Origin of the sequence: Massilia genomosp. 1, assembly GCF_011682185.1 — a bacterium.
Lineage (GTDB): Bacteria > Pseudomonadota > Gammaproteobacteria > Burkholderiales > Burkholderiaceae_D > Telluria_A > Telluria_A rubra.
In genome coordinates, this window is record NZ_WHJF01000008.1 from 34,740 (window position 1) to 52,577 (window position 17,838).

Below are 17,838 nucleotides of genomic sequence, written 5' to 3' on the forward strand. Positions count from 1 at the left end.
CTCATGCGAAGCGATATCTGAGGGTTGTTGCAGGCGCCATGAAACAGGTATCGAAACGCAAACGCGCCGCCCGGCGCAAAGGCAGGGGCGGCGCATGAAGGACGCTGCGTCGAGCGCCGCCGGGCGAGCGGTTTACTACACCAGCACCGGAATACTGAGCGGATCGAAATCGGTCCAGTCGCCACCTTCGATGGTGCCCTTGGCGCGCTCGATATGGTGCGAACCCAAACCGCGCAGCACCTCGATGGCGCGCGTTTCGTCGTCCGGCCGCTCGGCCGCCACCGCAATCAACATGCCCGACTGGCGCGGCTCGTAGCGGTTGGCATTGCTGCCCTCTTCCGTCTCGCCGGCATCCTTCATCTTCGACAAGCTGAACAGCGAACCCACGTGCGCCCCGACCAGGCCGCCGACAATCGGGCCGGCCGGACCGGTCACGACCGAGGTGGCCGCGCCGATCGCCACACCGATGGCGCCGCCGGTGGCCGCGCCCGCCACCACGCCCTCCGGGGTTTCCTTGGCGCCCGGCGACTGCATATTGTCGCCGCCGATCGCGGTCTGGTCATGCTGGCCCGGCTGGTTCAGGAAAAAGGCCGAGATGCGGTCCTCTGGAAAACCGGCGCGTACCAGCTCGCGACGCGCGTTGTCAACGTCGTCCTGAAGCTGAAAATGACCTGCAACAATTGTAGACATGCTAACTCCTCCTGCATTAATGATGGCCCAGCATGCACCATCCCTCCTCTTTGCTCTGTACGCAAACGCACCTAAGGCCATAGAGCAACAAAAAGAAATCTTCCCTTCCGTTGTATAAATATTTCTCCGTATAATAAATCGAAGGACTGCCGCTTGCGCGGCGGTCCCGGCACGGCCAGCACAATCGCATTCTTTATTGAAAGACGCTGATGGAATTGGACACCGCGCATCCCCCCCGACCGCTCCCCGGTGCCGCTGCGGCAGCCTGGGACGCCTGCGCCAACGGCGTGCTGCTGGTCGGCGCCGGCGAGGCCGCGTTCCCCATCCTGGCCGTCAACCCGGCTTTTTGCCGCCTTCAGGGCCGCACCGAGGCCGGGCTGATCGGCACCAGCGCGCTGGCGCTTGGCGCGTCGCCAGGCGAGGCCCAGCCCGACAATCCCCTTGGCGCCGCCCTGCAGGCGGTGGCCGGCGCGGGCGCGCCCCACACCCTGCTGCTGCGCGCCAGCGCCAGCGCGCCGTGGTGCCGCTGGACCATCAGCGTGGCGCCAGCGGCGGGGGCCGCTGTTGCGCCCCAGCTGCTCTGCATCGTCGAGGATGTCAGCGAGCTGCAAGAGCAGCAAGCCCTGCTGGCTCACCTGTCGAGCCACGACGCCCTGACCGGCCTGGCCAACCGCGCCCTGTTCAACGAGCGCCTGCAAGCGGCCATGACGCAGGCGCAGGGGCGCGCCGGCGGGGTCGCCGTGCTGTGCCTGGCCCTCGATGGTTTCAACCTGGTCAATGAGAGCCTGGGCTACGTGGCCGGCGACCAGCTCCTGATCAGCGTGGCGATGCGGGTACATGGCTGCATGCGCGCGCAGGACACCCTGTCGCGCCACGGCGGCAACGAGTTCGTGCTGGTGCTGGCCGACGTGACCGACAGCGCCGAGGTGCATGCCGTGTGCGAGCACATCGTGCGCGTGATCGGCGCGCCCTTCCCGGTCATCGGCCAGAGCCTGCACGCCGGGTGCAGCATCGGCATCGCCCGCTATCCGCAAGACGCCGACGATGGCGTGACCTTGCTGCGCTACGCCGACATGGCGCTGTCGCACGCGCGCGGCCTGGGCGGCAACCAGTTGCAATTTTTCGCGCCCGAGATGAACCAGCGCACCACCGAGCGCGCCCAGATGGAAGCGGCGCTGCGCGTGGCCCTGACCGAAAGCCAGCTGCAACTGCAATACCAGCCCATGGCCGACCTGCAGCGGGGCGCCATCTGCGCGCTGGAGGCGCTGGTGCGCTGGCAGCACCCGGTGATGGGCTTGATTCCCGCCGGGCGCTTCATCCCGCTGGCCGAAGCGACCGGGCTGACCGTCGCGCTCGGCTACTGGAGCCTGCGCCGCGCGGTCGAGGACATGGTGGCCTGGCGCACGGCCGGCCTGCCGCCGGTGCGGGTGGCGATCAACATCTCGCCCAAGCAATTTCGCGACGCCGCCCTGCCCCAGGCGGTGGCCGACGCGCTGGCGCAATCGGGCTTGCCGCCGCTCCAGATCTCGCTCGAAATCACCGAGGCGGCCCTGATGCAGGACCCGCAAGCGAGCGACGCCACCCTGGCCCAGCTCAAGGCGCTCGGGGTCGGCCTGACCCTGGACGACTTCGGCACCGGCTACTCCTCGCTGAACTACCTCAAGCGTTTCCCGCTCGACCTGGTCAAGATCGATTGCGGCCTGACCGGCAATATCGTCACCGGCGCCGACGACGCCGCCCTGGTCAAGACCATCATTTCGATGGCGCACCACCTGGGCATCGAAGTGGCGGCCGAAGGCGTGGAAACGGAAGCCCAGTGCGATTTTTTACGGCGCAATATGTGCGACCAGATCCAGGGCTATTTTTTTGGCAAGCCGTGCGACCGCGACCAGGTCGCCAGCCTGCTGGCCTCGGGCCACGCGGTGCCGCCGCACCTGCTGCGCATCCAGAAGCTGCCGCGCACCTTGCTGCTGGTCGACGACGAGCAGAATATCGTTTCGGCCCTGAAACGCCTGCTGCGGCGCGACGGCTACCAGATCCTGTCGGCCAACAGCGGCCAGGAAGGACTCGATGTGCTGGCCGCCAACGCGGTCGACGTGATCGTGTCGGACCAGCGCATGCCGGGCATGATCGGCGCCGATTTTCTGCGCGCGGCCAAGAACCTGTATCCGGACACGATCCGCATCATGCTCTCCGGTTACACCGAGCTGCAATCGGTGACCGACGCCGTCAACGAGGGCGCGATCTTCAAGTTCCTGACCAAGCCGTGGGATGACGAACAACTGCGCACCCACATCGCCGAGGCCTTCCGCCTGAAGGAAATCGCCGACGACAACGATCGCCTGAACCTGGAATTGCGCACCGCCAACCACGAACTGGCGGCGACCAACCGGCGCATGGAAGACGTGCTGCGCCTGAAGCAGCAACAGATCACGCGCGACGAGATCAGCCTGAACGTGGCGCGCGAACTGTTGCAATTCGTGCCGCTGGCGGTCATCGGCCTGGACGACGAGGGCATGGTGGCGTTTGTAAACGATGCTGCCGAGCGCATGTTCCGCCAGAATGGTGCGATACTCGGCAATGAGGCGCAGATTGTGCTGCCTGAACTGTTTCCCGACGGCCTGGCCCCCAGCGGCAGCCACCAGGTCGACATCGACGGTCGCTGCTTCCAGGTGGTGGCCCATCCCATGGGCGCGAACTCGCAGTCGCGCGGCAGCCTGATCACCATTAGCGCTTGCGAGGAAACGCTATGAGCACTGCAACATCGCCAGTTCAAGACACCATCGGAATCGACGACGCCAGCGAAGGCATGGTGCTGGCGTGCGACCTGCGCGACGCTGGCGGCGCCGTGCTGCTGCCGGCCGGCGCCACCCTGAGCGCGGCGGCGCTGACCTCGCTGCGGCGGCGCGGCATCGAACAGCTGCAGGTGGTAGGCAGCATGAACGCGGCCGACGCCGCGCTCGATGCGGCCGCCTTGCAGGCCGAACGCGAACGCCAGTGCGCGCGCCTCGCGCACCTGTTCCGGCGCTGCCTGAACGGCGCGGCGAGCGGCGGCGCCAGCGCGGTGCTGCTCGAACGCCTGCTGGCCTACCGCAGGAGCGCACGATGAGCGCGCCGCCGAACACCTCGATCGACGACGTCGTCAAGCGCATCCGCGACCTGCCCTCGCTGTCGGCGGTGGTGGTCGAACTGCTCTCCTCCATGGACCAGGAAGACATCGATGTGCATGTCCTGGGCGGCAAGATCGCACTCGACCAGTCGCTGACGGCCAAGACCCTGCGCCTGGCCAACTCGTCGTTCTACGGCATGTCGTCCAAGGTCACCACCATCCACCAGGCCATCGCGGTGCTCGGTTTTCACAGCATCCGCACCCTGGTGACGGCGTGCGCGGTGACTGGCAGCTTTCCGCCGAACGCGGCCGGCGGCCTCAATTTCCAGGCCTTCTGGCGCCATTCGGTGGCCACCGCCGTGTGCGCCAAGCTGCTGGCGGTACACCTGAAACTCAATCCCGACACTGCCTTCACGGCCGGCCTGCTGCACGATATCGGCACCCTGGTGCTGGCCACCCGCTTCCCGGCCGAATACGCCGCCATGCTGGCCTACCGCAACGAGCACGATTGCTACATCATCGACGCCGAGCGCGCCGTGATCGGGATCGACCACGCCGCCGCCGGGGCCGCCCTGGCCGCTTACTGGAAGTTCCCGGCCGACATGCAGGAGGCGGTGGCCAAGCACCACCAGGTCGACGCCGGCGGCAAGCCGACGCTGGCGCTGCTGGTGCGCGCCGCCAATATCGTCGCCACCGCGCTGGACCTGACCGGCGAGGAAAACGACCTGGCGCCGCCGATGTCGCAGGCGCTGTGGGTGAGCCTGGCGCTGAGCGAAGCGGACTGCGCCAAGCTGTTCCGCGATACCGAGTCGACCTTTGTCGACATGTGCAAAATTCTCGTCAGCTAAGGCGACGAACGCCATGGAGACCGATCCCGATGCCCAACCGCGAACAAGCGTTCTCTAACTGCCCTCCCGGCGCCGACGACGGCAGCGCCATCGCCCTGTCGGAACTGCTCGACGGGCACCCGGTGGCCACCTTCGTGATCGACCGCGATCACACCATCACGCACTGGAACAAGGCGTGCGAGCACTTGCTCGGCTGGAGCACGGAAGCGATGATCGGCACGCGCAATCACGGCGTGGCGTTTTACGCGCATGAGCGGCAGATGCTGTCGGACATGATCGTCTCGGGCGACGGCGATGGCCTCGGCGCGCACCGCCAGTCGGCCCTGATTCCCGGCGCGTATGAGACCGAAGGCTTTTTCGAAAACCTCGGCGTCGGCGGGCACTGGCTGCACTTCACCGCCGCGCCCCTGCGCGACGCCTCCGGCCAGGTGGTCGGCGCCATCGAAACCATGCGCGACGTGACCGAGCGGCGGGTCGCCGAAAACGCCCTGCGGCGCGCCCACGACAACCTCGAACACCTGATCGAAAAGCGCACCGCGCAGTTGGCCGAAGCGAACGAACGGCTCGAAGACGACCTGCGCCAGCGCCAGGTCGCCGACGCCGAACTGCGCGCCAAGCACCTGGCCCTGACCGAACTGAACGCCAAACTGTCGATGGCCCAGGAGCAGCTGGTGCAGTCGGAAAAACTGGCCTCGATCGGGCAACTGGCGGCCGGCGTGGCGCACGAAATCAACAACCCGATCGGCTATATCTTCTCCAATTTCGGCACCCTGCAAAGCTACCTCGACCAGTTGTTCGACATGTTGCACCTGTACCAGGAAGCGGAAAGCCAGGCCACCCCGGAAACGGCGGCGCGCCTGGCGGCCATGCGCAAGACGCTCGACCTCGATTTTTTGCGCGAAGACATTCCGGTGCTGATGAGCGAATCGAAAGAAGGCATCGTGCGCGTACGTCACATCGTGCAGGACCTCAAGGATTTTTCGCGGGTCGACGCCAACCAGGACTGGGTCTGGGCCAATGTGCATGGCGGTATCGATTCGACCCTGAACATCGTCTCCAACGAGGTCAAGTACAAGGCCGACGTGGTCAAGCAGTATGGCGCCATTCCCGACATCGAATGCCTGCCGTCCCAGATCAACCAGGTCATCATGAACCTGGTGGTCAACGCGGCGCACGCGATGAGCGAGCGGCGCGGCACGATCACGCTGCGCAGCGGCACCCTGGGCGACTCCGGCGCCGCCGGCGAACAAGTGTGGATCGAGATCGCCGATGACGGCAGCGGCATCCCACGCGAAAACCTGTCGCGCATCTTCGACCCCTTTTTCACCACCAAGGCGGTGGGCAAGGGAACGGGCCTGGGCCTGTCCCTGGCCTATGGCATCATTCAAAAACACCGTGGCAGCATCGATGTCGACAGCGAGATCGGACGTGGCACCACGTTCCGCATCGTGCTGCCGGTGCATCAGAGAAGCACAAGCGAGGAGAGCAGCCCATGACAGAGCCCCTGACCGACGATACCGCCCCACCCCCGGCCACCGTGCTGTGCGTTGACGACGAACCGAACATCCTGTCGGCGCTGCGCCGGCTGTTCCGCCCGGAGGGCTACCGGGTGCTGGTGGCCGACGGCGGCGCGGCCGGCCTGGCCATCCTGGAACAGGAAAAAGTCGACCTGGTCATTTCCGACATGCGCATGCCCGAAATGGACGGGGCCCGCTTCCTGGAACACGTGCGCGAACGCTGGCCCGGCACCTTGCGTCTGCTGCTGACCGGCTATTCGGACGTGTCCTCGATCCTGGCGGCGATCAACCGCGGCGAAATCTACCGCTACATCACCAAGCCGTGGGACGACACCGATATTTTGCTGGTGGTGCGCCACGCGCTCGAACGCCATGCGCTGGAGCAGGAAAAAGAGCGCCTGGAAGTGTTGACCGCGCGCCAGAACGAGGAATTGAAAACCCTCAACCAGAGCCTGGAAGCGAAGGTCGAAATCCGCACCGAAGAGTTGCGCAACTCGCGCGACACCATCCTCGAGACCAACAAAAAGCTCAAGAGCAATTTCATCACGACGATCAAGATCCTCTCGAGCATGATCGAAATGCGCGGCGGCAACCTGGCCGGGCATTCGCGCCGGGTGGCGGACCTGGCGCGGCGCCTCGCCGTCAAGCTCGGGCTCGATGCGAACGCGACCCAGGAAGTGTTCATCGCCGCGCTGCTGCACGATATCGGCAAGATCGGCTTTACGGACGACTTGCTGGCCACGCCGGTCAATTTGCTGGCGGGCGACCTGCTGGGCGTGTTCCGCAAGCATCCGCTGCGCGCCGAGCAACTCTTGATGCCGCTCGACGACTTGCAGGGCGTGGCGACCGTGTTGCGCGCGCAGATGGAGCGCTTCGACGGCGCCGGTTTTCCGGACGGCGTGGCCGGCCCCTTGATTCCGCTCGGCGCGCGCATCCTGGCGCTGGCGTCGGACTACGACAATTTGCAGATCGGCGCGCTGATCCAGCGCCGCGTGCTGGCGCCCGACGCCAAGCAGATCATTTACGACGCCGTGGGCAAGCGCTACGATCCGAACGTGGTGGCGGCGTTCCGGGCGCTGATGGATGGCGACAAGATTGAAAAAATCAAAGACCTGGCCACCATGGCCAAGTACCTGGCGCCGGGCATGACCTTGTCGCGCGACCTGGTCAGCCCGGAGGGCTTGATGCTGCTCTCGGCCGACCACGTGCTGGACGAGCGCCTGATCCAGCAAGTCCAGGATTTTGAAAACAAGAACGAGGTCCGCCTGAATATCTGGGTGTGGCCTTTGCCGGTGAAGGAGGCTTGACATGCGCCGCATTCTTTTGGTTGACGATGAAATCAACGTGCTCAATGCGCTGGTGCGGGCGATGCGCCAGCACGTCGAGATTCCCGACTTGCAGATCGAGACCTTCACCGATCCGTTCGATGCGCTCACGCGCTGCGCCGAGGTCACGTTCGACCTGGTGATTTCCGATTTCAGGATGCCGCAGATGACGGGCGTGGAGTTTTTGCACGCGATCATGGAAGTGGCGCCCGACACGGTGCGCATGATTTTGTCGGCCTCGACCGAGTTCGAGACGGTGATGAGCGCGATTAACGAGGCGCAGGTGTTCCGCTTCATTCCAAAGCCGTGGCAGGTGGGCGATTTGCGCGAAAATATCCGGCTCGCGCTGGAATACCGCGATACGCTGCACGAACAGCATCAACTGGCGGACCGGCAACGGCTGCACGACGGCACCCTGAGCCGCGAAGAACTGGCGATCCGCAAGATGGAGGAAGAGGAACCGGGGCTGCTGAAGGTGAACTGGGGGCCGAACGGGGAGATTATCATGTAGCTTGGGTGGCGAGGGTGGCCCGCCTCGGTCGTTGCCAGCTGCGGCGGCGCGCTGGCGCGAACGACGGCGCAACGCTGAACGCGCACACTCCTACCCCTGCGCGCCCGCCCCCGGCGGCAGCACCGGCAAGCGCACCGTAAACGTGGTCCCCTCGCCCGGCGTGGACGCCACGTCGATGCGCCCCCCGTGCTTGTTCACGATCCCGTACGACAGCGACAAGCCGAGCCCGGTTCCGCTGCCCACCGGCTTGGTGGTGAAAAACGGCTCGAAGATCCGGTTCACATGCTCCTGCGCGATGCCGCAGCCGGTGTCGCTAATGGCCACCCAGACCCAGCCATCCTCGGCCCCGGTGCGGATCGTGATCACCCCTTTTTCCTTGATCGCGTGCCCGGCATTGACCAGCAGATTCATGAACACCTGATTCAGCTGCGAGGCCAGGCAAGTGACCTGCGGAATTTGCCCGTACTGCTTGTCGACCGTGGCCTTGTACTTGATCTCGTTCGACACGATATTCAAGGTGCTGTCGAGCCCATGATGCAGGTCGGCCACCTGCCACTCGGTCTCGCCCACATGCGAAAAATCCTTGAGCGCCTGCACGATATCCTTGACCCGCTTGAGCCCGTCCATCGACTCGCGGATCAGGTCGGTCGCGTCATCCTGCAGGAACGCCAGGTCCGCGCTTTTGCCGATCTGGGCAATGCGGCTGCTCAGGGCCGGCGGCGGGCTGTGCCCGGCAATCGCGGCATCGTACTCGCGCACCACGCCGAACAGGGTCGCCACGTACTTCTGCAAGGTCCCCATATTCGAATTGACGAAGCCGACCGGGTTGTTGATCTCGTGCGCGATGCCGGCCGCCAGCTGGCCGATCGAGGCCATTTTTTCCGATTGCAGCAACTGGTTCTGGGCTTCCTGCAAGCGCCCGATCAGCAACTGCTGTTCCTGGCCCTTGCTGTGGAGCGCCTCTTCCATGTTCTTGCGGATCGTGATGTCGGTCAGCGAGCCGATCACTTCGAGCGGCGCGCCCTGCTCGTCGCGGATCAGGCGCAAGGTGTCGTGCATCCACAGGTAAGCCCCGTCGGCCGCGCGGAAACGGTACTCATAGGCGCGCTGGCCTTCGACGAAGACCAGCGCCAGGCTGGAAAAGATGGCCGGGGCGTCGTCCGGATGAATATGATCGAACCAGAAATTGGGGTCGGCCACCATGTCCTCGGGCCGGTAGCCGAGCACGTTGTAGGCGTTGTTGCTGACAAAAGTCATCTTGAAGTCACCGCTGGGCACGGTGCAATAGATGATGGCCGGGGTATTGTCGATCAGGTACTGCAGCCGCACCAGCGGCGAAGCGGCATCCGCGGCCGGGGCACGCGCTGCCACCGGCGTGTCGGACGCGAAGGATTCAAATTCCTCGAACTGCATCGCCATGATCAATCCCGTGGGAAAGTACTTCAGGCGATTATGACCCAGTATTCATGACGGCGCCAGCATCATCGCCACTGGCCGTACACCGTGCCGCAGGAGGCGGGCGGCCCCGGGTCGTCGAAGCGCGCTTCCGGCCCCGGCGCCGGTTCCGCTTCCGGCGGCGCGAGCCAGGCGCGCGGGTCGACCCGGTAGTACTGCTGGAACTGCTCGTACAGCTCGGCGTGGCGTTCGGCCATCTGCCAGGGCTTTTCGAAAAACGTTTCGGTGGCGACCGCGAAAAACTCGGCGGGACTGACTGCGCCATAGTGGTCGAGCACGCTTTGACGGTGGAACATGGCTTCGTGACGCAGGTTGTTGAAGTCGCGCGAGAGCACCTCGGACCAGTTGCGGTAGCTGCCCGGATGGCCCAGGAAGGGGGCGCCGTTGTTGCTGCCCGATTCGCTGTCGAGCTGGTGCGCGAATTCGTGCAGCACCACGTTCTGGCCGTCGGTCCAGTCGCCGGCGCCGCGCTGGACGTGGTCCCACGACAACACGACGCGGCCGTCGCCCCACGATTCGCCCAGCAGTTCCTGGCGCGCCGGATGCACGATGCCGGCTTCGTCGGCGTGGTTGCGCGGCACCAGGAAGGCGCTCGGGTAGACCAGGATGGTGTGCAGCTTGCGGTACACGCGGGTAAAGCGGTTCAGCAGCAGCAGGCAGGCCTGGCCGGCGATGGTGACGCGGATTTCGTCGTCCACCTCCAGCCCTTCGCAGCCGACGAATTTTTTCTGGAACAGGAATTGCAGCACCAGGCGCTGCAATTGCGCCTGCAGCTCGGGCTGCATGCGGTGATAAATCGGGATATTGCGTTCCAGGATAGCCAGCCAGGCGGGCGGGAACGGCTGGGCCAGCGCGCGCTTGAGGCGCCAGCCGGGATAGCCCATGCCGAGCGCGATTGCCACCACGATGGCGGTGGTCCAGAGCAGCGCTTCCATCTTGGTCCTTGTCGGGTGCGATACGAAAACGAGGGGAAAACGAGGGCGCCGCGCCTTGGCGAGCGCTCGCGCGCGACGTTGGCGCGGGAGCGGACGGCGCCGGCGTGGCTCAGGCCGCCTTGGCGAGGCCGAAGTAAGCGTCGACGGCGTCGGCGTTACCGATCAGCTTGCCGCCGATGAAGACCTGCGGCCAGGTCGACTGGCCCGAGACCGCGCGCAGCACGCTGGAATTGATTTTCTGGTCTTGCGAAATCTCGGTGAATGTCAGGCCGTGCGCCTTGAGCGTGGCCTTGGCGCGCGCGCAGTGCGGGCAGCCGGGCTTGGAAAACACCACGACCGGCTCGGGAATTTGCGCGTCGGGATTGACATGGCGCAGCATGGTTTCGGCGTCCGAGACCTCGAACGGGTCGCCGTCCTTGTCGGCCTCGATGAATATCTTCTCGATGACGCCATCCTTGACCAGCATGGAATAGCGCCACGAACGCATGCCGAAGCCCACGTTGCGCTTGTCGACCAGCATGCCCATGCCCTCGCTGAAGTCGCCATTGCCATCCGGGATCACGGTGATATTCCCGGCATCCTGGCCGACTTTCCACTCGTTCATGACAAACGCATCGTTGACCGAGATGCAGACGATCTCGTCGACGCCGTTCTGCTTGAATACGGGGGCCAGTTCGTTATAGCGCGGCAAATGGGTGGACGAACAGGTGGGCGTGTAAGCGCCGGGCAGGGAAAACAGGACGACGGTCCTGCCCTTGAACAGTTCGTCGGTGGTGATGTCTTTCCACTGGTCGTTGGGCCGGGCCTTGAACGTGACATTCGGTACGGGCTTGCCTTCCAGCGATTCTGGTGTCGGTAACATGGCGTTCCTTTGAGTGAGTGGGTGGGACGAGCGAACATCCCCGCACCGCCACAAGTGGGGCTGGTTCGGGGGTTTTCAATTGGGGACGATGACAGAAAAACAGCGGACGTGCCGAAGCACACGCGTCCGCGGTGGAAAGCGTGAAGGATAAGCGGTATGACAAGCGGGACGGCACGAGGCCGGACGGCGTGGCCGGCGCGGCTGAACGGCAAAGCCCAAGGGCGGACCGTGCTACGCCGGTCCTGCCTGGAAGATAATGCTAAACCTCGAGCAAAAACACGCGAACGGGCCTGCCCCGCAGTCCGACCGGATGGCGGACGCAGGCGCAGCGGGCGCCGCTCAGCGCAAGGTCACGCCTGGTCTTTGGCCGACGGCGCCGCGCCGAACAAGGCGGCGACCAGCGGATCGCGCGCCACCGGGCTGCGATTGACGCGAATGGCATAGTGGGTGTCGTCCGCCAGGATGTGGAAGTGACGACCGGTGCCGGCCATGCTCTGCTCGCGCAGGCCCGGACGTTCCTTGCGCGGTGCGGCGCCTTCGCGTTTCGGCTGCACGATCGCGGCCAGGAAAGCCTTGACCCGTTCCGGGTCCGGCGAAATCTGGTACACGGCCTTGCCCAGGTAGGTGGCGGTGCCTTCGATATAGCGCGCCAGTTCGATCACGCCCGCTTCGCGCAGGTCGCGGATGTACTTACGCGCCCCGGATGGCGAGAATTTGAGGAACCAGGCGATTTCGTCGGCCAGCATTTCGTGGGTCGACAGTTCGCCAATGAGCTTTTGCATGTTTTCGATGCGGCGCTGGGTGGCCGAGGTCGAACGCACGCGCTCGATCGGCGCCATCGAGATCGGGGCGCGCTCTGCCGGCTGGGGCGCGACGCGCTCGATCAGCGAAGAATTGGCGTTGGTGTGCAATGTGGTCATTTCGCCTTGGGCCGCATTGTGGTGCTGTGTCGTTGCATGCATGTTGAGTACTCCATGAGAAGAGATTCATTTCGTCCGGATCCGGTACATGTCGTTTGACAGCCTGACAATAATTCGGTTCCGCACAACTGAGTGCAAGATTGCCTGTGCGGACCTCGATGGTCTGTGCGCCATCGAACATTTCGCACAATTTACTTCCTATGATCATCTTTTCATCGTTGCAATTGCGCCGACAGGCCCGGCTGTGTGCGTTGGCGTACAGATTCCAACTAAACAAGACCGTATTCTGGGCTCGTTCGCACAAATTCGTGTGTGCAATGACTTCACTGACGTTCAGTCTGGTTGCCGCCGGCACCGGACACATATAAAAGGAAACCACCATGAAAACGACTATCCTGGCAGCACTGCTGGCAATCGCCGGCCTGACCGCATGCGAAAAAACCACTGTTAACCCACCTGCAACGGTTGTCACCCCAACCGTTGAAGTTCCAGTAGCCGTACCTGGCCCGGCCGGCGCTCCTGGCGCAACCGGCGCGACCGGCGCTGCTGGTACCGACGGCAACTCGGGCGCCACCGGCACCCCAGGCGCTGCTGGCGCGACTGGCACCCCAGGCGCAGACGGCGCCAAAGGCGACCAAGGCAAAACCGGCGGCGACACCGTGATCGTCGTACCGGAAAAAACCAACTAATAGCCCCCCGGCTATTGATTGCGCGACATCTCGCGCCGCATCAGGTTCGCCTGGTCCGGCGCGATTTTTCTTGGTACTCGTACAAATTGTTGTATTAAAAAGACAAGACCACAATCACGGTGTGCTATCGAACGGTTGCATTGAACTCCCCCACTTAATCTCAAGTCGAACCTCACACTGCTGCATTCCAGTGATGACAAGCCGACTGACCTATCGAATAGGAGTTCCCTGTGAGCAAATTGAGAAAGACGGCCTTGGCGGCGGCGCTAGCGTGCGGCGCGCCACTGGCCTTGGCGCAAGACATCAACCCCTCGTGGTACATCCAGCCCAGCATCAATGCGTTCAGGCCCGACAAGGATTTCGGTGTCGACGAGCGCGACTACGGTGGCGGCCTCAAGATCGGCAAGCCCGTTGCCGGGATGTGGGACGTGCAGATGGGCGTCACCCACGCGCGCGCCAAGGAAGGCCTGGCCAACTATCGCCAGATGCTGGTGGGCGCGGACGCGCTGCTGATGCTGTCGCGCCAGAATTTCCGCCCCTTCCTGCTGATCGGCGTCGGCGCCGAGCGCGACCGGGTAGACAATCCGCTGCGCCGGGTCAGCAAGAGCTCGCCGTACGCGACCGCCGGCCTCGGCTTCCAGCTGGGCCTGACGAACCAATGGTCGATGCAGGCCGACCTGCGCACGGTGCGCGGGCGCCTGCGCGGCGACGAGGCCTTCGGTGTCGATCGCAGCAACAACAAATACCTGACGATCGGCGTCAACTACGCCTTCAACAAACCGGTTCCGCCGGCGCCGCCACCGGCGCCGACGCCACCGCCAGCACCCGTGCCGCCGCCGGAACCGGGCGCACCGCCGCCACCGGCCCGCTTCGAAAAAGTCACGCTGGCGGCCACCGAGTTGTTCGCCTTTAGTAGCGCAAGCCTCAACCTGATCCAGACCCGCCTGGACGAGATCGCCGCCGCGCTGACGGCCGACCCGAGCATCACCGACGTCGACATCACCGGCTACGCCGACCGGCTCGGATCGGAGAAATACAACCTCACATTATCGGAGCGGCGCGCCAATGCGCTGCGCGACTACCTGGTGGCCAAGGGCATCGACGGCGCGCGCCTGAAAGCCTACGGCAAGGGCGAGGCCAATCCGGTGGTAAGCTGCAACGACAAGCGGCGCGCCGACCTGATCAAGTGCCTGGAGCCGAACCGGCGCGTGGAAGTCGAGCAAATCACCATCGAACGACGTGTTCAATAAGAAGGCTGCGGCCTGTTTTGCGGGGGCGCAGGCTCCCCGCGCGAATTCAAGGAAAGTGACAATAATGGAAATCAAGGAATGGGCGCCGTACTCCAAACAACTGCTCAATGTGATGCGCTGCGCGGTCACCGAATGGTTCGCGCACCGCGCCGCCAGCAAGGGCGCGGCGCTGGCGTTCTACACCCTGTTTTCGATGGCGCCGATCCTGGTGCTGGTCATTGCCATCGCCGGCTTTTTCTACGGCGCCGAGGCGGCCCAGGGCCAGCTGATTAACGAACTGCGCGGACTGGTCGGCAAGCAGGGCGCGGAAGCGATCCAGCTGGTCCTGGCCGGCGCGCAAAACAAGGAAAGCGGTATCTGGGCGACCGTCATCGCCACCGGCCTGCTGCTGTTCGGCGCGACCACCGTGTTTTCCGAACTCAAGGACAGCCTGGACGAGATCTGGGCGGTGCCGGCCTCGACCGATGCAACCTGGTGGGACATCCTCCGCACACGTTTGCTGTCGTTCGGGCTGATCCTGGTGCTGGGCTTTTTGCTGATGGTGTCGCTGGTGGTCAGCGCCGCGCTGGCGGTGCTGGAAAAATACATGAACGGATTGTGGAAAGACGCCGCAGTGTTGCTGTCGTGGGTATCGTGGGGCATCAGTTTCCTGGTCATTGCCACCCTGTTCGGCGTGATCTACAAAATGCTCCCGCGCATCAAGCTTTCATGGCGCGACGTGACCATCGGCGCGCTCGGCACGGCGGCCTTGTTCAGCCTGGGGAAATTTGCCATAGGGCTGTATATCGGCAACAGCGGCGTGGCCAACAGTTTCGGCGCGGCCGGCTCGATGATCGCGCTGCTGCTGTGGGTGTATTACTCGGCGCAGATTTTCTTTTTGGGCGCGGAATTCGCGCGGCAATATGCGCTGCAGCTGGGCAGTTTGAAGCACAAGCCCGATGAAATCACCGGTGGCGGGCAGCAGACTTCGGCGGCGAAGGTGACGCGAATTCGCTGAGCCCGCTATCGCCTGACGCTGGCGGACTACTCACGACGAAACAGCGCTGCCAATCCTCAGGACCACGTCGCGATCCCGACAGTGCGGCGGCAAGCCGGCGTCGCCATACGTGTAACACTCCAGCGTCAGCGAATGATTTTCTACAAAGGCGATAAAGCCACACACAATGCCGTCCACCTCACCAATGACCAATGGATCGCAAAGTACTGCGCGAGCCAGGGGCAGGCTGGAAGAGCCAAAGCTCAGAAAATATCCGACACCAGTGTACTCGACCTCGATAGTGCTTGCGGACCGGGCAAGCAGCGGGAGCCTGTCACCGTAGGGTGTCGGGCTCCCTAACATACCGAGCACGTCCAACTCAAATTGGCGAAAATGAGTCATATTGTTTCTTCAAGCCTGTTCTGGTCAGCGAACGCCAAAGCCCGTCTACTCATACCGCAAGGACTCCGCCGGATTAATCCGCGCCGCCCCATAACTCGGATACAAGGTCGCCACGAAGGCCAGCGCCACCGAGACCCCGCCAATCATGACGATATCTTGCCATTGCGGGTCCGACGGCACCGAACTGAGGAAGTAAATCTCTTTCGACAGCAGCTTGCTGCCCAGCAGCTTCTCCACCACCGGCATGATCACATCGATATTCATGGCCACCAGCACGCCCGCCGCCACCCCGGCCGCGGTCCCGATCACCCCGACCAGCGCGCCCTGCATCATGAACACCGCCATGATCGAACGCGGCGAGGCGCCCAGGGTGCGCAAAATCGCAATATCGGCCTGCTTGTCGTTGACCTTCATCACCAGGGTGGACACCAGATTGAACGCCGCCACCGCAATAATGAGCACCAGGATCAGGAACATCATGCGCTTTTGCGATTGCAGGGCCGCGAACCAGACCTCGTTCTGGCGCGTCCAGTCGCGGAACATCAACTCCTGCGGCATGCTGCTGGACAATTCCTGCGCGACTTTCGGCGCCTGGTGCAAGTCGTGCAAACTCAGGCGCAATCCGGATGGCAAGGGCAACTGCTCGACCGCGCGCGCGTCGTCGATATGCGCCAGCGCCACGCTCGAATCGTATTCGTTGTGCCCCACATTGAAGGTCCCGGTCACCGTGAACACTTGCCGGCGCGGGGTCCAGGCGGTGGCCGCGCCACCCTGCGGCGCCACCAGCAGCGACAATTTGTCGCCTACTTTCACGCCCAGCTTGCTGGCCAGCTCGTAGCCAAGCACGATATTGAAGCGGCCCGGTTGCAAATCGTCGAGCGTGCCGCCTTTGATGCGATCGGCGATGCTCGACACGGTTTTTTCGGCCGCCGGCAAGATGCCTTGCACCGCCACCGGGCGCATGGTTTCGTCGTACAGCAGCATGCCCTGCAAGGTGACGAACGGCGCCCCGCCGGACACGGCCGGATTGCTGCGCGCCTGTGCCAAGGTTTGCTCCCAATTGCGCAAGCCGCCGCGCTCGTCGATGACTTCAATGTGCGGAATCATCGACAGCATGCGCGCCGCCACCTCTTTCTGGAAGCCGTTCATCACCGACAACACCACGATGAGCGCGGCCACGCCGAGCGCAATGCCGCTCACCGAAATGAGGGAAATGACCGACAGCATCGGATTGCGTTCGCTGCGGCGTTGCGCGCTGGTGTAACGCAGGGCGATCTGTAATTCGTAAGGTAAATTAGCGAGCATGTATTCCTAGTATCCTTGTGCTTTCAGGCGGCCGATGTCGGCTTCGCCATCGTCTTGCAAGCGTTTCTTCTCATCGGGCTTGTCCATGCCGAGGCTGCGCGACATCGACAGCAGCAGGCTCTGTCCGTGCGCCGGATGCTGCGGCGAGAACTGGTAAACCGGGTCTTCGAAGGCCTTGGCCGGCGACACGATGGTCCAGCCCATGTCCTTGAACATCCCGATCACGTCATCGAGAAACAGCGCGTTGAGCAAATTGTGGTGCAGCAGGATGACCTGGGCAATGTCGCGTCCCTGCAGCCGCTGCGACAAGGCGCGGTAGGCCAGCGCGCGCTCCCGCACATGCGCCAGGTAGGCTTTTTTCAAGGGCGCCAGGTCGGCCTTGCTGTTCTTGTCCAAGGTCACGGCCAGGTGTTGGTCGAGGCGCCAGTCGCTCGTGTCGAGGCTGACATACGCATTGCGGTAGCCCTGCGCGGCGAGAAAGTCGCGCATGCCGTCGCGTTTGTCGGGCGTGCTGCCTTCGCGCAGGTAGGTGTAGCGGAACCACTTCTGGTAACCGGGCAAGGTGGCGATGATCTTGTCGCAATCGAGCACTTCGCGCTGGTATTGCGCAAGGCTGAGCTTGGCGCTATCGAGGTCGGGATGGGTCATCGTGTGGTTGCCGATGGCGTGCCCGGCTTCGCCCCAGGCGCGCGCCAGCGCATAGCCGGCCGGCTTGTCGGCGCCATTGCCGGCGGTAACGAACAGCGCGGCCTTGACCTGATGCCTGGCCAGCGCGGCGAGCATGGCGTCGTTGCGTTGCTGGGGCGTCAGGCGTGGCGTGGCGTCCAGCGAGGGACCGTCGTCGAAGGTGAACGCGACCGATTGCGCGCAGGCGGCGCCGGCGAACACGCCGCAACAGAGCACGGCGCAAGCGACACCGGCTAGCCTGAGCGCAAGATTTTTTGACTGGAGCATGAACAAGGCGCGCTTTTGAATTGACGATCTGCAAGCCTAACATACGGCGGCGCGGGCGCAAAGGCATGCCGCCCCGCCGCCGCCGGCTTA

At 64.0% G+C, this 17,838-nt stretch carries 17 protein-coding genes; 9 read left to right on the forward strand and 8 right to left on the reverse strand.

Going from position 1 to position 17,838, the window contains the following annotated elements:
• Positions 1 to 135: 135 nt before the first annotated feature.
• Complete coding sequence (locus F1735_RS04745; RefSeq protein ID WP_167235857.1) at positions 136 to 690, reverse strand: hypothetical protein; 555 nt, start codon at positions 688 to 690, stop codon at positions 136 to 138.
• 209 nt (positions 691 to 899) lie between these two features.
• Between F1735_RS04745 and F1735_RS04750 the strand changes: the two genes are divergently transcribed.
• From F1735_RS04750 to F1735_RS04775, 6 genes are read left to right on the forward strand one after another with little or no spacing between them, the layout of a single operon-like run.
• Positions 900 to 3,443 (forward strand): EAL domain-containing protein, encoded by a 2,544-nt coding sequence (locus F1735_RS04750; protein ID WP_167235858.1) that lies wholly within the window; start codon positions 900 to 902, stop codon positions 3,441 to 3,443.
• Complete coding sequence (locus tag F1735_RS04755) at positions 3,440 to 3,799, forward strand: hypothetical protein (RefSeq protein ID WP_167235859.1); 360 nt, start codon at positions 3,440 to 3,442, stop codon at positions 3,797 to 3,799. Before F1735_RS04750 ends, F1735_RS04755 begins: the two co-directional genes overlap by 4 nt.
• Complete coding sequence (locus F1735_RS04760; RefSeq protein ID WP_167235860.1) at positions 3,796 to 4,647, forward strand: HDOD domain-containing protein; 852 nt, start codon at positions 3,796 to 3,798, stop codon at positions 4,645 to 4,647. Before F1735_RS04755 ends, F1735_RS04760 begins: the two co-directional genes overlap by 4 nt.
• 29 nt (positions 4,648 to 4,676) lie before the next feature.
• The gene (locus F1735_RS04765) at positions 4,677 to 6,143 is read left to right on the forward strand and encodes an ATP-binding protein (RefSeq protein WP_167235861.1); all 1,467 of its coding nucleotides are present in this window, start codon (positions 4,677 to 4,679) and stop codon (positions 6,141 to 6,143) included.
• Positions 6,140 to 7,471, forward strand: a complete 1,332-nt coding sequence (locus tag F1735_RS04770) for an HD domain-containing phosphohydrolase (protein ID WP_167235862.1) — start codon at positions 6,140 to 6,142, stop codon at positions 7,469 to 7,471. The genes F1735_RS04765 and F1735_RS04770 overlap by 4 nt, the downstream gene beginning before the upstream one ends.
• A 1-nt stretch (position 7,472) precedes the next feature.
• A complete protein-coding gene (locus tag F1735_RS04775) occupies positions 7,473 to 8,000 on the forward strand; it encodes a response regulator (protein WP_167235863.1) in 528 nt (175 codons plus the stop codon).
• A 90-nt stretch (positions 8,001 to 8,090) separates the two neighbouring features.
• Here F1735_RS04775 and F1735_RS04780 read toward each other — a convergent pair whose 3' ends face one another.
• From F1735_RS04780 to F1735_RS04795, 4 genes are all read right to left on the reverse strand, one after another.
• On the reverse strand, positions 8,091 to 9,413 hold the full coding sequence (locus F1735_RS04780) for an ATP-binding protein (protein ID WP_167235921.1): 1,323 nt from the start codon (positions 9,411 to 9,413) through the stop codon (positions 8,091 to 8,093).
• A gap of 68 nt (positions 9,414 to 9,481) precedes the next feature.
• Positions 9,482 to 10,390 (reverse strand): M90 family metallopeptidase, encoded by a 909-nt coding sequence (locus F1735_RS04785; RefSeq protein ID WP_167235864.1) that lies wholly within the window; start codon positions 10,388 to 10,390, stop codon positions 9,482 to 9,484.
• A 109-nt stretch (positions 10,391 to 10,499) separates the two neighbouring features.
• Entirely contained in the window at positions 10,500 to 11,252 is a 753-nt protein-coding gene (locus F1735_RS04790) for a glutathione peroxidase (RefSeq protein ID WP_167235865.1), read from the reverse strand.
• Positions 11,253 to 11,602: 350 nt separating this feature from the next.
• Positions 11,603 to 12,214 carry a winged helix-turn-helix domain-containing protein gene (locus F1735_RS04795; RefSeq protein ID WP_229421934.1) on the reverse strand — a complete coding sequence of 204 codons (612 nt, stop codon included), beginning with the start codon at positions 12,212 to 12,214 and terminating at the stop codon, positions 11,603 to 11,605.
• 338 nt (positions 12,215 to 12,552) lie between these two features.
• Here F1735_RS04795 and F1735_RS37395 point away from each other — a divergent pair, with 338 nt between their 5' ends.
• From F1735_RS37395 to F1735_RS04810, 3 genes are all read left to right on the forward strand, one after another.
• Complete coding sequence (locus tag F1735_RS37395; RefSeq protein WP_167235866.1) at positions 12,553 to 12,861, forward strand: collagen-like protein; 309 nt, start codon at positions 12,553 to 12,555, stop codon at positions 12,859 to 12,861.
• 230 nt (positions 12,862 to 13,091) lie between these two features.
• Positions 13,092 to 14,111: an OmpA family protein gene (locus F1735_RS04805; protein ID WP_167235867.1), complete on the forward strand. Its 1,020-nt coding sequence runs from the start codon at positions 13,092 to 13,094 to the stop codon at positions 14,109 to 14,111.
• Between the two features lie 64 nt (positions 14,112 to 14,175).
• A complete protein-coding gene (locus F1735_RS04810; protein WP_167235868.1) occupies positions 14,176 to 15,108 on the forward strand; it encodes a YihY/virulence factor BrkB family protein in 933 nt (310 codons plus the stop codon).
• A 30-nt stretch (positions 15,109 to 15,138) separates the two neighbouring features.
• Here F1735_RS04810 and F1735_RS04815 read toward each other — a convergent pair whose 3' ends face one another.
• Genes F1735_RS04815 through F1735_RS04825 form a run of 3 tightly spaced genes read right to left on the reverse strand, consistent with a single transcriptional unit; the run spans position 15,139 to position 17,748 of the window.
• Positions 15,139 to 15,489, reverse strand: coding sequence for a hypothetical protein (locus F1735_RS04815; RefSeq protein ID WP_167235869.1), 351 nt, complete (start codon positions 15,487 to 15,489; stop codon positions 15,139 to 15,141).
• A gap of 45 nt (positions 15,490 to 15,534) precedes the next feature.
• Complete coding sequence (locus F1735_RS04820) at positions 15,535 to 16,794, reverse strand: lipoprotein-releasing ABC transporter permease subunit (RefSeq protein ID WP_167235870.1); 1,260 nt, start codon at positions 16,792 to 16,794, stop codon at positions 15,535 to 15,537.
• Positions 16,795 to 16,800: 6 nt separating this feature from the next.
• Positions 16,801 to 17,748 carry a polysaccharide deacetylase family protein gene (locus F1735_RS04825; protein ID WP_167235871.1) on the reverse strand — a complete coding sequence of 316 codons (948 nt, stop codon included), beginning with the start codon at positions 17,746 to 17,748 and terminating at the stop codon, positions 16,801 to 16,803.
• Positions 17,749 to 17,838: the final 90 nt, after the last annotated feature.

Excerpts from the sequence above, each read along its gene's own strand:
- F1735_RS04795 (WP_229421934.1), bottom strand. The coding sequence starts at position 12,214 with ATGCATGCAACGACACAGCACCACAATGCGGCCCAAGGCGAAATGACC.
- F1735_RS37395 (WP_167235866.1), top strand. The coding sequence starts at position 12,553 with ATGAAAACGACTATCCTGGCAGCACTGCTGGCAATCGCCGGCCTGACC.
- F1735_RS04810 (WP_167235868.1), top strand. The coding sequence starts at position 14,176 with ATGGAAATCAAGGAATGGGCGCCGTACTCCAAACAACTGCTCAATGTG.
- F1735_RS04815 (WP_167235869.1), bottom strand. The coding sequence starts at position 15,489 with ATGACTCATTTTCGCCAATTTGAGTTGGACGTGCTCGGTATGTTAGGG.
- F1735_RS04785 (WP_167235864.1), bottom strand. The coding sequence starts at position 10,390 with ATGGAAGCGCTGCTCTGGACCACCGCCATCGTGGTGGCAATCGCGCTC.
- F1735_RS04820 (WP_167235870.1), bottom strand. The coding sequence starts at position 16,794 with ATGCTCGCTAATTTACCTTACGAATTACAGATCGCCCTGCGTTACACC.
- F1735_RS04760 (WP_167235860.1), top strand. The coding sequence starts at position 3,796 with ATGAGCGCGCCGCCGAACACCTCGATCGACGACGTCGTCAAGCGCATC.
- F1735_RS04780 (WP_167235921.1), bottom strand. The coding sequence starts at position 9,413 with ATGCAGTTCGAGGAATTTGAATCCTTCGCGTCCGACACGCCGGTGGCA.
- F1735_RS04750 (WP_167235858.1), top strand. The coding sequence starts at position 900 with ATGGAATTGGACACCGCGCATCCCCCCCGACCGCTCCCCGGTGCCGCT.
- F1735_RS04775 (WP_167235863.1), top strand. The coding sequence starts at position 7,473 with ATGCGCCGCATTCTTTTGGTTGACGATGAAATCAACGTGCTCAATGCG.
- F1735_RS04825 (WP_167235871.1), bottom strand. The coding sequence starts at position 17,748 with ATGCTCCAGTCAAAAAATCTTGCGCTCAGGCTAGCCGGTGTCGCTTGC.
- F1735_RS04770 (WP_167235862.1), top strand. The coding sequence starts at position 6,140 with ATGACAGAGCCCCTGACCGACGATACCGCCCCACCCCCGGCCACCGTG.
- F1735_RS04745 (WP_167235857.1), bottom strand. The coding sequence starts at position 690 with ATGTCTACAATTGTTGCAGGTCATTTTCAGCTTCAGGACGACGTTGAC.
- F1735_RS04755 (WP_167235859.1), top strand. The coding sequence starts at position 3,440 with ATGAGCACTGCAACATCGCCAGTTCAAGACACCATCGGAATCGACGAC.
- F1735_RS04790 (WP_167235865.1), bottom strand. The coding sequence starts at position 11,252 with ATGTTACCGACACCAGAATCGCTGGAAGGCAAGCCCGTACCGAATGTC.
- F1735_RS04765 (WP_167235861.1), top strand. The coding sequence starts at position 4,677 with ATGCCCAACCGCGAACAAGCGTTCTCTAACTGCCCTCCCGGCGCCGAC.